Origin of the sequence: Edaphosphingomonas laterariae, assembly GCF_900188165.1 — a bacterium.
In the GTDB taxonomy this organism is placed as follows: Bacteria; Pseudomonadota; Alphaproteobacteria; order Sphingomonadales; family Sphingomonadaceae; genus Sphingomonas_E; species Sphingomonas_E laterariae.
This window is the reverse complement of the sequence record NZ_FZOS01000002.1, coordinates 69,021-83,435: the sequence shown is the minus strand read 5'-3', so window position 1 is coordinate 83,435 and position 14,415 is coordinate 69,021. Positions and strand designations below refer to the sequence as shown.

Here is a 14,415-nt window from a genome sequence, read left to right as displayed (position 1 = left end):
CGAGATCAGGCAAGCGCCCGTTCCAGCGCCTTGCGCCATCCCGCCAGCAGATCGGCGCGCCTTTGCGGGTCGCCAGCGGGGGTGAAGCTCCGATCTTGCCGGGTCAACGCCTTCACCGCTTCCGGCCCGTCCCACAAGCCGACCGCCATACCGGCAAGGAAGGCTGCGCCCAGCGCCGTGGTTTCCAGATTGGCCGGCCGTTCGACCGGGATTTCCAGGATGTCGGCCAGAAACTGGCAGAGCCAGTCATTGGCGGACATGCCCCCATCGACCCTCAGCGCGCTCGGCCGCGCGGCGCCGTCCTCGATCATCGCCGCCACAAGGTCGGCGGTCTGATAACCCACCGATTCGAGCGCGGCGCGCGCCACATGCGCGGCCGAACTGCCCAGCGTCAGCCCCGTGATCAGCCCCCGCGCATGGGCGTCCCAATGCGGCGCGCCCAGCCCCACAAAGGCCGGCACCATATAGACGCCACCATTGTCGGCGACGCGCGTCGCCATGTCATCGGTCTGCGATGCGTGCGTGATCAGGCCCAACCCATCGCGCAACCATTTGATCGCAGCGCCCGCCACGAAGATCGATCCTTCGATGGCATAAGCCGCCTTGCCGTTCAGCCGATAGGCAGTGGTGGTCAGCAGCCGGTTTTCGGACCGGACAGCCTTGTCGCCCGTGTTCAGCAGCATGAAGCATCCGGTGCCATAGGTCGCCTTGGCGGACCCGCGCTCGAAGCAGCCCTGGCCGATCAACGCGGCCTGCTGGTCGCCCGCAATGCCAGCGATCGGGATCGGCGCGCCGAATAGCTCAGGCACACAATGGCCGAACAAACTGCTCGAATCCCGCACCTCCGGCAGCACAGAGGCAGGGATATCGAACAAGACGAGCAGATCCGCATCCCATTGCTGTCGGTGGATATCGAACAGCATCGTGCGGCTGGCGTTGGTCGCATCAGTCGCGTGGACGCGGCCGCCCGTCATCCGCCACAGCAGGAAGCAATCAATCGTGCCGAAAGCCAGTTCACCACGTTCGGCGCGCGCGCGCGCATCGGGCACATTGTCCAGCAGCCATGAAAGCTTGGTCGCGGAAAAATAGGGATCGAGCAGCAAGCCGGTGCGCTCTCGAACCAAGACCTCATGCCCTGCCGCCTTGAGCGTCGCGCAATGGTCCGCCGTCCGCCGGTCCTGCCACACGATCGCCCGATGGATCGGTTCGCCCGTGGCGCGATCCCACAACAGCGTCGTCTCGCGCTGGTTGGTAATGCCAACTGCGGCAATGTCGGTCGCGGCGAGCTTCGCCTCTGCGATCGCCTCGCGCGCCGTCGCCAGCGTGTCCCGCCAGATGTCCTCCGGGTCATGCTCGACCCAGCCATCTTCGGGATAATGCTGCGCGAACTCGGCCTGCCCCGTCGCCACCACGCGCGCCTGATCGTCGAAAACAATGCTGCGCGTCGATGTCGTGCCCTGGTCGATCGCCAGGATGTAGCGGGGTTCAGACATGGGCCTTCTCTCGGGCAAGATATTCGGTCAGTCGGCGGGCGGCATCGGCAGAAAGGTTCAGGCCAAGCTTGGATCGGCGCCACAATATGTCATCCGCGGTCCGGGCATATTCCTGCTCGACCAGATAGCTGACCTCGCGCTCATGAAGGCCGCCGCCAAGATCGGCGCCCAGATCGGCCAGCGATCGGGCCTCGCCCAACAGGTCTGCTATGCGCGTGCCATAAGCCCGCCCCATGCGCTCAGCCAACGCGGCGGGCAGGAACGGCCAGCGCGCACGAACCGCGCGCATGAATGCCGCGAAATCACCGTCTGCCATGTCGCCGCCAGGCAGTGGCTCGCAGTCGGTCCACGGCCCACGCGTCATGGTCACGAACGGTTCCAGCTTTTCCAGCGCATGTTCGGCCAGCTTGCGATAGGTCGTCAGCTTGCCGCCGAAGATCGACAGCAGTTGTGGCCCCTCGCCCGTTCCCAGCTTCATCACATAATCGCGGGTAACGGCCGATGCGCTGTCCGATCCATCATCGTAAAGCGGCCGTACGCCGGCATAGCTCCATACAATGTCGGCAGGCGTGATCGGCGTCGCGAACCAGTCGTTCACGCTCGTGCAGAGATAGGCGATCTCGTCGTCATCGATCCGCGCGGCATCGGCACTGCCCACCGCGATGTCCGTGGTGCCCACCAGCGTGAAATCGCCCTCATAGGGGATAGCGAACACGATCCTTTTGTCGGCGTTTTGCAGGATGAAGGCATGTTCGCCGGGGAACATGCGCGGCACGACGATGTGACTGCCCTTCACCAGCCGGGGCGCCCGTTCCGCCGCCGCGCCAGCAACCGATCCCAACACCTTGTCCACCCACGGCCCGGCAACATTCACGATGTGCTGCGCCCGCGCCACGCTGCGCGCACCCGTCTCGCTGTCCGCCAGTGTCGCGATCCACACGTCGCCGTCACGCGCAGCCTCCACGAACCGCGTCCGCGTGCGGATGTCCGCGCCACGTTCGCGTGCGTCGATCGCGTTCAGCACCACCAGCCGCGCATCATCGACACGGCAATCGGAATAGGTGAAGCCCTTGGCGATCTCGGGCTTCAACCCAGCGCCTCGCGCCGTGCCGCGCAAGGCCACGCTCGCCGATCCGGGAAGCGCGTCGCGCCCGCCGAGATGATCGTAAAGGAACAGGCCGAGCCGGACCATCCAGGCGGGCCGGCTGCCGCGATGGTGCGGCAGCACGAACTCCAGCGGGCGGATGATGTGCGGGGCTATCCGCATCAGCCGCTCGCGCTCGATCAGCGATTCCCGCACCAGCCGGAACTCGTAATGCTCCAGATAGCGCAACCCGCCATGGATCAGCTTGGTACTGGCGGACGAGGTATGGCTGGCAAGGTCATCCTGCTCGACCAGCAGCACCTTCAGCCCGCGCCCAGCCGCATCGCGCGCGATACCCACGCCATTGATGCCACCACCGACGATCAGCAGGTCGAACGGCTGGTCCATGCTCAATGCCCCGGCGCCCACGCCGGACCACCCATCTCTTCGCCGCGTTCGATCCGCGGGATCATCAGCTGGATCACGCCCACCGCAAGAAGATAGGAAATCGCGGCGAACAGGAACAGCGGCGTGTAACCAAGCCCCCACGTCAACAGCAGCCCCGCCACCTTCACGATCGCCATGCCGCCCAGATTGCCGCAGAACGCGCCAAAGCTCGTCACGCGGCCCACCTCCGCGCCCGGCGTCACATCGGCAATCAGCGCAAAAAGATTGGTCGAAAAGGCCTGATGCGCCCCAATCGCGAGGCCGAGCAACGCCACGGCCGACCAGTAATCGGTGACCCCCAGCGCCAGCGGCACCGGCGTCACCAGCAACGCGGCGACAAGCATCGAACCCTTGCGCACCGCGTTCACCGATCGCCCTGCCGCGATCAATCGGGTTGCGATCCAGCCGGCGAAGAATGCCCCCACTGCCCCGCAGCCATAAGCCACGGCCAGCGGCGGCCCCAGCTCAAGCCCCGAAAGCCCGAACATGCGGTTGAAGAAATCGGGCATCCAGAACAGCAGCAACCACCAGGTCGCATCCGATAGCACCTTGGCGATGGCGATGGCCCAGGTCCGCCGATGCTTCAGCACCGCGCCGATGCCCGCCAACGGCGCCGCCCTGGTCGATTCCGCACCACGATCGCCAAAATCCACGCCGCGCGTTGCCAGCAGCCAGGCAGCACCCCAGATCAGCCCCAGCCCGCCGCCAACCAGAAATGCCGCGCGCCAGCCCCACCACATGGCAACCACCGGGATCACCAGCGGCGTCAGGATCGCGCCGATACTGCCGATGGCATTGGACATGCCGAACCCGAACGATCTTTTTTCGGGCGGGAAGATCGTCGCGATTGTCTTGATCGCTGCCGGCGTCCCCATCGCCTCGGTCGCGCCCAGAGCCGCCCGGCACAGGATGAACTGCCCCATGGTGCGCGCCCAGCCATGGGCGATCGCCGCCACGCTCCATGTGATCACCCCCAGCGGGTTGGCCCATTTCACGCCCAGCCGATCGACGATCCATCCGGTGAACAGCAAGGCGAAGGCCGCCGCACCCTGAAACCAGGCGGCCAGCGTCCCATAGTCGTTGTCGGTCCAGCCCAGATCGGCCGCGATCACCGGTTTCAGCACCGCGATGATCTGGCGGTCGACGAGGTTGAGGATCGTCGCCGTCAGGACGAGCGTGAACAGAATCGTCCGTCGACGCGGCGAAAGCGTCATCCGACTGTCACCTGCCGCCCGCCTTGGATCAGCGGAATGGCATTGCGCCGCAACTGCCGCGTGCCCGGGTTCAGCATCACCTCAGGCGTGTACTGCGCCAGATAGACGCGGCGCGGGCTGTCAGACGTATTGGCCCCGGTCGCATGCAGCAACAGGCTGGAAAAGGCGACGATGCTGCCGGCCGGCACCTCCACCGTCACACCCTGCGTGTCCGCCGGGGCGCCGACCAGATCGTTGCTGCCCGCCTGCCGTTCATGGGCAACGATACCGTCGCGATGGCTGCCGGGGATCACCCGCACCGTGCCATTTTCCACCGTCGCATCGTCCAGCGTGATCCAGCAGGTCAGATAAGGGGCATGATCGGCTGGGCCACCATTGCCGACCACATAACCGGAATCCTGATGCCACGAAAACGGCATCCCCGCTTCCGGGCATTTCACGACATATTGATCGAAGAAGAAATAAGCGGTGTCACCCAAGGTGGCTCGGCACACATCGGCCATGGTTTCGCTGAACAGCACTTCGTGCAATGCAGGCACCTCGCGCTGGCATTCGTTGGCGAAATAGCGCTTGCCACGATGGCTGAGGTCGATGCGATCCACGCCCGCAGCATCCATCTTCGCGTCCTCACGCGCAACGAACGCGTCGCATTCCGCGCGCAGCAGTTCCAGCGGTTCCCCGGCCAGAACCCGATCGAACACCGCATAGCCGTCTGCGGCAAACTGCTCTGCCTGATTTGCGAACCGCATGTCATCTCCTTTGGGCCAGCGGTCTCCGCCGCGCGCCGACATCTGTCTAACGCGCGGGCAAAGCCCCTCGCAAGGAAATTCTGACAACGTTGTCTGATGATGTGCCGCCGAAAGGCAGCCACCCAGCGGTTCATGTGGATCAGGTCAGGCGCGTTCCTTGGTCGCCGAAAAGCGCAGCCCCGGGTGGCGCTGCATCACATAGTTCAGCTCCCACGCATCCTTGGCCATGAACACTGGCTGGCCGTCGCGGTCGCTCGCCATGGCGTTGCGATGATTGCCGGCGAAATCCTTCAGGTCCGCATCATTGTCGGCGGTCAGCCAGCGGGCCGTGTCCCAGGGCGACACGTCAAGCTTGGCGTCGACCTTATACTCGTGCTGCAGACGGGAAATCAGCACCTCCAGCTGCAGTTGGCCAACGACGCCCACCACCATCTGCGATCCGATCGCCGGATGAAAAACCTGGATCACACCTTCTTCCGAAAGATCGTCCAGCGCCTTTCTCAATTGCTTTGTCTTGGTGGGGTCGGCCAGCGCCACGCGGCGCAGGATCTCAGGCGCGAAATTCGGCAGGCCGGTGAAGCTCACGGCACCCGCCACTTCGGTCAGGCTGTCGCCCACGCGCAAGGTGCCATGATTGGGAATGCCGATGATATCGCCCGGCCAGGCTTCGTCCGCCACTTCACGATTCTGCGCGAAGAAAAGGATCGGGCTGTGAACGGCAATGGCCTTGCCCGTGCCCGATTGGTTCAGCTTCATGCCGCGCTTGAACCGCCCGGAACATAGCCGCATGAACGCGACGCGATCGCGATGCTGCGGGTTCATGTTGGCCTGCACCTTGAAGATGAAGCCCGAAACCGCGGGGTCATCGGGGCTCACCGCTTCCGGTGCAGCCGGCTGGAGCCGCGGGCTGGGCGCCAGATCACGAAGCGCGTTGATCAATTCGGGAATGCCGAAATCGCGCAGCGCCGACCCAAAATAAACCGGCGTCAGGTCGCCATGACGATAAGCGGCAAGGTCGAACTCCGCGTAACCAGCCTGGGCCAGTTCCGCCTCCTCGCGCAGTTTCGCCACGCCATCGGCCGAAAGCAATTCATCGAGCCGTGGATCATCCAGCCCCGACATCGCGATGGCTCCACCCTCCGCCGGCAGAAGTCGGTTTTCAGCAAGGTCATAAAGACCCTCGAAAACGCCACCCATGCCGATCGGCCAGATCATCGGCGTGACGTCGAGCGCCAGTTGATCGGCAATTTCGTCCAGCAACGAAAAGGTATCTCGGCCCTCGCGGTCGACCTTGTTGACAAAGGTGATGATCGGCACCGATCGCAGGCGGCACACTTCGAACAGCTTGCGCGTCTGCGCCTCGATGCCCTTGGCGGCATCGATCACCATCACCGCGCTGTCGACAGCGGTCAGCGTCCGATAGGTATCTTCCGAGAAATCCTCGTGCCCCGGCGTATCGAGCAGATTGAAGGTCAGGCCGTCATATTCGAAGGTCATCACCGAACTGGTGACTGAGATACCGCGCTGCTGCTCGATCTTCATCCAGTCCGATCGCGCACGCCGGGTCTGCCCGCGCGCCTTCACCTCGCCCGCCAGGTGGATCGCGCCGCCCGTCATCAGCAATTTTTCGGTCAGCGTCGTCTTACCGGCGTCGGGGTGCGAAATGATCGCAAAGGTACGCCGGTCGGGGCGGCCGGTGGGGCGGTCGTTCATGGGTGTGAATGCCTGGCAGGTTCGTCGATCGCGGCCCGTTAGCAGGAACCGTCCGGATTGGCGAATCCGGTCACCCCACAGCCCCCGAAAAGAACAGGCAACCCGACAAAAGAAAAGGGAGCCGGCCCGAAGGCCGACTCCCCAATCTTTCCGTCGATCGCCCCCGGAGGAGCGATCTCGTGGACCTTACATGCCCGAACCCGGACCGAAGGTGATTTCCACGCGACGGTTCTGCGGTTCGCGGACGCCGTCGGCGGTTTCGACCAGCGGGCGGCTTTCGCCGAACGCTTCGGTCGACAACGCGGTGTCAGGCACGCCCTTGCCGGCAAGGTAGGATTTCACGGCGTCGGCACGACGCTGCGAGAGACCCACGTTGTACTGCGGAGCACCCGACTTATCGGCGTGACCGGCGAGCATCACCGAGGCCGAACCGCCCTGGGCATAAGCCGCAGCAGCGTTGTCGAGGATGCCAGCGGCTTCCGGCGTGATGTCCGACTTATCCCAGTCGAAGAACACGATGAACGGACCCGGGACAGCCGGCGGCGGAGGCGGCGGGGCCGGTTCCGGCGGCGGCGGCGGCGGCGGCGGCGGCGGCGGCGGCGGCGGGGCCTCCGGTTCGCCGAAGTTGAAGATCAGGCTGCCGAGAAGGCTGTGCGAACGGAACTTGGCCTTCACGTCCGAACCGTCAGCGGCCACCAGCTTCACGTCGTCGACGTTGAAGTAACGATACTTCAGGCCAACGTCGATGTTGTCCGACAACGGCGCACGAACGCCGGCAATGGCCTGCCAAGCGAACTTGGAGTCGCTGTCATCCAGGAAAGCCGTGCCGTTGTTCAGCAGCTGATAATTGTCAGCCTTGACGCGGGCGATACCGGCACCGCCGCCGATGAAGCCCTGAAGACTATCATCGTCACCGAAGTCGATCAAGCCGTTCAGCATGAAGCTGAGCGCCGAGGTCTTGCCGTCAGCGAATTCGTCATACGTGCCAGCAGGCACCGTCGGATTGAAGCCGGCCGGCAGAGCAACACCCGTCGTGAACGAGTCGACATAGGCCTGCTTGTAGCCGATCTCACCTTCGATGCGGAACGCACCGAAGTCATAACCGATGATACCATCGACATCGAAGCCGTACTTCGAGTCGACGTTCACAGCATTGTTGGAGAAAACGCCGGCCGTGCTCGTGACATCATAATCGATGTCTTCAACGATCATGGCGCCGCCTTCGACGCCGACATACCACGCACCGTCACGCGCCATCGCGGGCGTTGCCAGCGCGGTGGTTGCGAGCGCGGCCATGATGGCGAGCTTACGCATATCATTCCCCTTTCAAAGCAGTTCCTCGCGGAAGCACTGCTACCTAACCAAACTGGATTATTCGCGCAAGCACGGATATTCCACATCTGTTGCTGAAATGTCTCACAGATCAGGCATAAAGTGCCAATCGGCGACCCCATTACAGACTTCCGCTAAACTCATGTTGGCGAAACCGGTTTCGTTTCGCGCAAAAAAAAGTTTCATCCAGCGATCAATCCGTGCGTTTCCAGTGCTTCGAGCACCGCATGGATCGCCGCCCGGGCCTCCAGATCGGCGACAGCACCGCCCGTCGGGCCAGCAATCGCGGCACCGCGCGCACCGACCACGCGCTGCCCCCCAACCATCAGGCCAGCGCAGGGCCACCCATCCCTCCGCCAGGCGTTACCATCATGCCACAGCCACAGGCTGGCAGTGGAAAGCCACGCCGTCATCCCCGGCGCTGGCGCAACGAACCGCCAGCCGCCTTCTGTCCACACGGCGATCTCGCCGGCGTGGCCAACCCAGTCACCGGCCGGCGCTTCACCGACGATCCACGCGCTTCCTTCCAGGGGGTCGCTCGGCGGATCAGCGACGTCGAAGGCGTGCACCACCGGGTGCAGCACGGTATCAATCCGTGCCAGCGCTTCATTGTGAAACCATTCCTTCTGCGCCTGCCCCGGCTGGATGTAGGGCAGTGCGAATCGCGCGGTCATATCCGCCATATCTCGTTTCCTCCGGTCAGACTGTCAGCGTCGCGATTGCTGCATCGGATGCTCCACCCAGGCCGATCTGGCGCACGCTCACGTCGAGCCACGGCGCCTCCGCCGCACCATCAGCCGCCCGCTCCGCCGCGCCATAGGCGTAGAATGGCTGGCTCAGTTCCACCGTGCGCGTGTTCCCGACCGAGGGAGCAATCACCAGTCGATAGCGCTCGGCCTCTTCGCCCAGCGGGGCATCGGCACCATCGATCCACGACCAGCCGTTGCGACTCCGCCTGGTCCAGCGGATCACCGCCGCGTCCATACGCAGGTGCACCGGCGGCGGTGGCCGTAGCGCCGACGCGCCGATCGTGGCCGAAGCCATCACCGGCGTCGCGTCACCCACGCCGATGGCCATAACGTCCACGCGGCCACCGATCGCCCCCGCCGGCAGTTCGATCGGCAACAACGTCTCAGCCTCGATCAGCGTGAAACCCTCCCCCGCCGCGTGCGATGTCATCGCCGGCTCGGTCCCACGCCGCCCGCGCAATAGCCGCGACAGCCGATACCGACGGCCGCCCAGCGGATCGGCACGACCGAACTGAATCAGCTCCGCACCGATCATCGCAAGGTTGGCGCCATTGATCAGCGCAGCATCGTCCCGTCCGGTCAGGATCATGTCCGTATTGGCGAGCGTGACGTCGACCGTCCCAACCTCGTCGATCAATGCCACGGCACCGGGCGGCAGGATCGTGTCGGTCGTCCCCATGATCGCAGGGGCGGCCGTCGGCCCGATATCCTCCCAACTCGTCCCGCCATTCAGGCTGTAACTCAGCGCAGCGCGCCGCCACCCCGGCATGGTCCCCGCGGCAGCCACCCAGATATGCGGCACCGTCGACACCGTCGCCTCAAGCGGCGGCAGGTCCAGCAGCGCCATTCGCGTTGGCCCATGGGGTCGATCGGGTTCCAGCACACCCCCGCCCGGCGCGGCTGACTGTCCGAGATTCCCGCCCGCCATTCCGGCCAGTTTGAGATCCAGCACCATCCGGTCGAGCGTCCAGCCGGTAACCCGCATCGCCGCTCCGCCACCGACGCGCGCGCGCTGACCAGGCCGAAGCGCAAGATGTCGCCAGGACAATCGAACTCCCGTGCGTTCGCGCGCAGCCCACATGTCCATCAAGCGCCTCTCGGCCGCAGCCTTGGCGCGGCCCACAGCGAGCGCGGCGGGCAGTTCGATCCGCTCCACCCTGCGGCCCGGCCCGCCGCGACGTGCCCGTTGCAAGCCCGCCTGATAATCGCGGGCGGGCTCATAATAAACGATCGCCACTTCGTCAGGCAGCGCGGTCGTGGCCCCACGTTCGATCGTCATCCGATCGCCGCGCCTGCCATCCGCCGACGCGCCAATCTCGTCGGCCGACAAGTTAACAGGCGCATCAGCAATGTCCGTGATCAACAGGCGCGTTCCGTCATCCCGCACCGAAATCGGCATTGCCCGCGCCAGCGTCTCGATAACTCCCCGCACGCTGTCACCCGTCGCGGCGAAGCCCTCCAGCGCCGCAGACGTGTCCCCCTCCATCGCGCCGGCGCTAAGGTCGGCCGCGATCGCGCCAAGGCTCACCGCTCCCTCATCGGCCTCGACCTCGAAGGTCAGCGACGGAATGCGATTGCCATAATCGGCAAGCTGGAAGTCCTCGAACAGCGCATATGCCAACCCGCGATAGGCAGGGGTCTCACCAATCCCCTCGACAGAAGCGATCAGGGGGTCGATCGCCTGCCCCTCGCCTCCCAGATAGAGGCGGAACCCGGTCTCGCTCTTCCAGTCTCCCGCCGCCCCACGCAGCAATTTGCCGTCGGCCCAGATGCGGTGGACGGCGCGGACAGGCCGGGCGGATAGCGCCACCGCAAAGCTCGCCGAATAGCTGTAGGTCGTCGTCCGCGGCCGCCCCTTGCTCCCGCCGGTACGGTGCCGCTGCTCACGCAGATCGGTCGCCCAGATCACCGTGCCCGCCACCCGCATCCGGCCGAACAATTTGGGCAACGGCTGGCCATAGCTCGATGTCTGCAGGCCCAGCTCGCCCAGCCGTGGCCCATGCCGCTTGGGGGCCAGCCATCGCTGGTCGATCTGCTGCCCCAGCACCGCGCCGATCGCGCCGCCAATCGGCCCGCCGACGATCGATCCCACCGTCGTCAGCACCAAGGTCGCCATCCCGTGCTCCTCAATCCTTGCGCCACACCGTCAACACCGGCCACGCCGGCCGGCCCGGCCGCTCCACCACGCGGCGCAACGCCGCATCCGCATGCACGAAGCCCCCGTCCGTCAGCACGACGAGATGCAGCTGCGCCGGCCCGGCGGCGACCAACATCAGGTCTCCCGGCCCCGCTTCATCGGGCGCAATGCGGCGCAGGCCGGCCGTCGCCGCAAAGGTTTCCGCCCGCGCGGCAAGCTCACCTCGCAAGGCATAGTCGCGCGGCAAGGCATCAAGGCCAAAGGCCGCTCCTGCCACCCCCGCACAATCCATCCCCTCCGCCACGCTGCGTCCCTGCGGACGGAAGCGCGCCCCCACGCAAGCTCGCGCCCGCGCAACAATGTCGGCGGTCATGCTCCGGGATATCGGGTCAGCAGATCATTGCCCGGCAGATGCGGTTCGCCGCGAAAATTCGCCGCATTGGCAAAGCGCGCGGCGCAGGTTGCCAGGCTTTTGTCGCACCCCTCACTGATCTCGACGATCGTCCCGGCGCTCACCATCCCCGGCGGCGCCTCCCGCAGGATCAGCCGGTCGCCATCGGATGCCAGGATCGCGCTGGTCAATCCGGCATTGGGGCCGTCGATCCAGCGCAGCCGGCCATAGCCATGATCGCCGCCGCCGGTCGCACATCGATAGGTAACTGAATCGACTACCTCAACAAGCGGAACCATCCGTCGTCGCGCTACCATGTCGACCCGGCATCGGCGATCACCCAGTTCGGCCCGACATTCGGGTGAGCTATATTCGACCACGGGTTGCTCCAGCACCGCCGTCGGCCCGGCCAGCTCGGCGGTGAACGCGCCATCGCGGACTGCCACCTCGCCCAGTTCACCGCGCGCGAGCGGCAAGGTCTCGTCGCCCGGATTCTTCCAATCCGCCGCGAACAGCCACACCTTCGCGCCGTCCCAGCGCCCCGTCGCCAGATCATCGCTGCAAATGGCATCGCTGGTCAACGCGCCCGATATGTCGAGCGTATCGATCTCCAACCCATCAGACAGGCTGATCGAGGACGGCAACATCCCCGGTGCCGCACGATAGACAAGGCCGTTGATCGTCAAATCGCGATCATGCGCCGTGAAACCCAGCGCCACGCCGTCACGCCGCTCCAGCCGCCAGCATAATGCGACGGTGGTCAGCTCCGGTTGCAGCCATGCGGTCACGCCCCGCCCTCCCGAATCTCGATCAGCGGCACCGTTGCTGCTTCTCCGGCAGCCGAGGTTGCGAGCGCCACCTCCAGCCGGTCCTCGGCAAAGCGTACCGGCACGTCGAACAGGAAACCCGCGCGCACCAGTTGCCCCACCGCCACCGCGTCGTCGAAGGCAATCACGCCTCCAGCCTCCAGCGTCCAGCCCCCCAACTGCTCCAGTCCGTCGATGCTCACCCGCACCGTTCCGGGCACCGGCCGGGTGATCCGACGCTCCTGTTCGCCATAATATTTGCGCAACGCGAAGCGCGTTCGCACGCCATCGCCCGTGCCCAGCATCTGATCGGCAAAACCCGGACTTCCCGTCATCTCCCAGCTGCTATGGTCCAGCGGGTCGCGAAACCGGAACCCGCGCGCCGGCCCGTGGCGGGCGCGAAAGAAGCCGATCAGCGCCTCGATATCCGCCTGGCTGCGCACGCCAGGTCCGGCGTCGAACCGCATGCGCGCGTCCGCCCAGTCGGCGTTGCGCTGCTCGATCCCGGCAGCCGTCGTCACGATCGCAGTGGAAAAGCTCGGCTCCACCAACGCCCGCCGACCGATCGCGATCGGAAAATCCACATCGTCGAACGCCTGCACTGCATCCTCCCCGTCGCCGATCGCGAACATCGTGAAACCGTCGCGCAGGATCTGCGGAAGCGCCCAGACGAAGGTGTCCGCCGCACCCCGACGCTGGCTCGCCAGCGCAGCATCATGGATCGCCCACCACTGATGGCGGTCTTCGCCGCGCAGCACGAAGCCCGAAAAATAATGCTGCTCGCCAATGGGATAGCCCAGCCGCACCCCCATTTCGGCGATGCCGCGCCCCGTCGATCCGCTGTCGCCGGCCGTCACCCAGTCATAATCTTCCAGTTGCAGGCGATCGAAGGCGGGATGGGCCCAGCCAACCGGCACATTGGCGCGCTTCAGTTCGGGTGCCGCCCGGTCCAGCACCGTCGGCAGATAGACGAGGATCGCCACCTCCGCGTCGGTTGCATCCGCCTTCACGGCGTCCCGCAGGCTCAAGGTCGATTCCGCCAGCAACTCGCCCGCCCGATCGAGCAGCGCCCGCTGCGCCGGATCGCGCTCGCCCCGCACGTCGGGAATCGAAACAGGCCCGCCCAGCGCCTCCCTCGCGGCGGCATCGTAAAGGCAAATGCGCCCGTCGCCCGGCACCACCCACCACCATGGTTCGCCGATCTGGAAGCGCACCGCCATGCCCGTTTCAGTGGCGATCGCAACGAAGGCCCGGGCGATCTCCCGCAACCACGCCATTGCCACCCCATTTGCCGGTGACAGCAAGGTCGATGGCGGATCCCACCCGGTCAGCGCCGGCTCGCCATTTTCGGCACGCTGCTTCCATCCTTCGGCGCAATGCTGGTCGAGCAATTCGTAGGAAAGCGACCAGATCACCTCCTGGCCCAAGTCCAGCGCCCGCCGCGCGAAGTCGCGATGCCAGGCCACGCACGGATCACACAGGCCAGCTTCACCCGCCAGATAACGCCCGGCGCCCCCATTCCAGACCAGCCGGGGATAATGGCTCATGCCGACATAATGATTGATCACCCCGCGATAGCCGAGCTGGACGATGTTCCTCAGCACGCGCGCAGGCGTCAGATGATAAAGGTCGTCATAACCCGTCGCGATACGAAAACCGTGCGCCGGCACAATCGTGTCGCCGATCCCCAACACCGACCCCGGACCGTCGCAAGCCACAGCCGACAATTCGACCCAGCCGTCGACCGGCATCGTCAGCGGCGCGTCCGTCCCGTCATGCGCCGGCGCCACCAGCGAAATGAACATCCGGTCCACATCGCCGGCCCACACCCTGTCCGCCTCACCCGGCAAGGCGAAGCCACCGTCGAGCTGCGCGAAGTTCAGGCTGATCTCGGCATCTTCGGGATCGCCCTCGGCATAGTTCCACAACCGCACATACCAGGCGCGGGGCACGCCGGCCGCATCCCGCCCCTCGATCGTCAGCACCGGCCCGTCGACCATGTCGAGCGCACGCACCCCGGCCGATCGCCAGCGGAAGCGCAGCACGCATTGGCGGAAATCGCGCGCCGTCTCATAAGCCAGCAACGGATGGTCGTCAGCATCCTCCGCCGCCCAGATGATTCCGGCCAGATCGTTTCTTCGCAGGAACGTTGCATCGATGCGCAACATATCCGGCGCCGGCGTGGTGGCGGCCGCCATCATCGGCCGGGGGAAATTGACGGTCCAGAATCGCGGATCGAACCGTTTGATGAATCCGGTCTGGATCGCGTCGCCCGTGCGGGCCAGTCGCCAGCCCATCGC

11 protein-coding genes are annotated in these 14,415 nt (G+C 65.5%); all 11 read right to left on the bottom strand.

Annotated features, from left to right (window positions below; translation table 11 throughout):
* Positions 1-5 precede the first annotated feature (5 nt).
* The 11 genes from glpK to CHB74_RS02760 all read right to left on the bottom strand — a co-directional run bounded on the left by glpK (position 6) and on the right by CHB74_RS02760 (position 14,412).
* On the bottom strand, positions 6-1,493 hold the full coding sequence (gene glpK / locus CHB74_RS02810; protein ID WP_089218098.1) for a glycerol kinase GlpK: 1,488 nt from the start codon (positions 1,491-1,493) through the stop codon (positions 6-8).
* Positions 1,486-2,985: a glycerol-3-phosphate dehydrogenase gene (gene glpD / locus CHB74_RS02805; protein WP_089218097.1), complete on the bottom strand. Its 1,500-nt coding sequence runs from the start codon at positions 2,983-2,985 to the stop codon at positions 1,486-1,488. The genes glpK and glpD overlap by 8 nt, the downstream gene beginning before the upstream one ends.
* A gap of 2 nt (positions 2,986-2,987) precedes the next feature.
* A complete protein-coding gene (locus tag CHB74_RS02800) occupies positions 2,988-4,238 on the bottom strand; it encodes an MFS transporter (RefSeq protein ID WP_089218096.1) in 1,251 nt (416 codons plus the stop codon).
* The gene (locus tag CHB74_RS02795; protein ID WP_179220688.1) at positions 4,235-4,987 is read right to left on the bottom strand and encodes a phytanoyl-CoA dioxygenase family protein; all 753 of its coding nucleotides are present in this window, start codon (positions 4,985-4,987) and stop codon (positions 4,235-4,237) included. Before CHB74_RS02795 ends, CHB74_RS02800 begins: the two co-directional genes overlap by 4 nt.
* 144 nt (positions 4,988-5,131) lie before the next feature.
* The gene (locus CHB74_RS02790; RefSeq protein WP_089218094.1) at positions 5,132-6,700 is read right to left on the bottom strand and encodes a peptide chain release factor 3; all 1,569 of its coding nucleotides are present in this window, start codon (positions 6,698-6,700) and stop codon (positions 5,132-5,134) included.
* Between the two features lie 186 nt (positions 6,701-6,886).
* Positions 6,887-8,014, bottom strand: a complete 1,128-nt coding sequence (locus CHB74_RS02785) for an OmpA family protein (protein WP_089218093.1) — start codon at positions 8,012-8,014, stop codon at positions 6,887-6,889.
* A 200-nt stretch (positions 8,015-8,214) separates the two neighbouring features.
* On the bottom strand, positions 8,215-8,715 hold the full coding sequence (locus tag CHB74_RS02780) for a DUF2793 domain-containing protein (RefSeq protein ID WP_089218092.1): 501 nt from the start codon (positions 8,713-8,715) through the stop codon (positions 8,215-8,217).
* Between the two features lie 16 nt (positions 8,716-8,731).
* Positions 8,732-10,897, bottom strand: coding sequence for a phage tail protein (locus CHB74_RS02775; protein WP_089218091.1), 2,166 nt, complete (start codon positions 10,895-10,897; stop codon positions 8,732-8,734).
* Between the two features lie 10 nt (positions 10,898-10,907).
* A complete protein-coding gene (locus tag CHB74_RS02770) occupies positions 10,908-11,195 on the bottom strand; it encodes a peptidoglycan endopeptidase (protein WP_342746565.1) in 288 nt (95 codons plus the stop codon).
* A gap of 92 nt (positions 11,196-11,287) precedes the next feature.
* Positions 11,288-12,097, bottom strand: coding sequence for a DUF2163 domain-containing protein (locus tag CHB74_RS02765; protein WP_089218089.1), 810 nt, complete (start codon positions 12,095-12,097; stop codon positions 11,288-11,290).
* Positions 12,094-14,412, bottom strand: coding sequence for a DUF2460 domain-containing protein (locus tag CHB74_RS02760; protein ID WP_089218088.1), 2,319 nt, complete (start codon positions 14,410-14,412; stop codon positions 12,094-12,096). The genes CHB74_RS02765 and CHB74_RS02760 overlap by 4 nt, the downstream gene beginning before the upstream one ends.
* Positions 14,413-14,415 lie beyond the last annotated feature (3 nt).

What these genes read in the sequence shown, in the direction of transcription:
- glpK (WP_089218098.1), bottom strand. Translation starts at nt 1,493, where the DNA reads ATGTCTGAACCCCGCTACATCCTGGCGATCGACCAGGGCACGACATCG.
- glpD (WP_089218097.1), bottom strand. Translation starts at nt 2,985, where the DNA reads ATGGACCAGCCGTTCGACCTGCTGATCGTCGGTGGTGGCATCAATGGC.
- CHB74_RS02800 (WP_089218096.1), bottom strand. Translation starts at nt 4,238, where the DNA reads ATGACGCTTTCGCCGCGTCGACGGACGATTCTGTTCACGCTCGTCCTG.
- CHB74_RS02795 (WP_179220688.1), bottom strand. Translation starts at nt 4,987, where the DNA reads ATGCGGTTCGCAAATCAGGCAGAGCAGTTTGCCGCAGACGGCTATGCG.
- CHB74_RS02790 (WP_089218094.1), bottom strand. Translation starts at nt 6,700, where the DNA reads ATGAACGACCGCCCCACCGGCCGCCCCGACCGGCGTACCTTTGCGATC.
- CHB74_RS02785 (WP_089218093.1), bottom strand. Translation starts at nt 8,014, where the DNA reads ATGCGTAAGCTCGCCATCATGGCCGCGCTCGCAACCACCGCGCTGGCA.
- CHB74_RS02780 (WP_089218092.1), bottom strand. Translation starts at nt 8,715, where the DNA reads ATGGCGGATATGACCGCGCGATTCGCACTGCCCTACATCCAGCCGGGG.
- CHB74_RS02775 (WP_089218091.1), bottom strand. Translation starts at nt 10,897, where the DNA reads ATGGCGACCTTGGTGCTGACGACGGTGGGATCGATCGTCGGCGGGCCG.
- CHB74_RS02760 (WP_089218088.1), bottom strand. Translation starts at nt 14,412, where the DNA reads ATGGGCTGGCGACTGGCCCGCACGGGCGACGCGATCCAGACCGGATTC.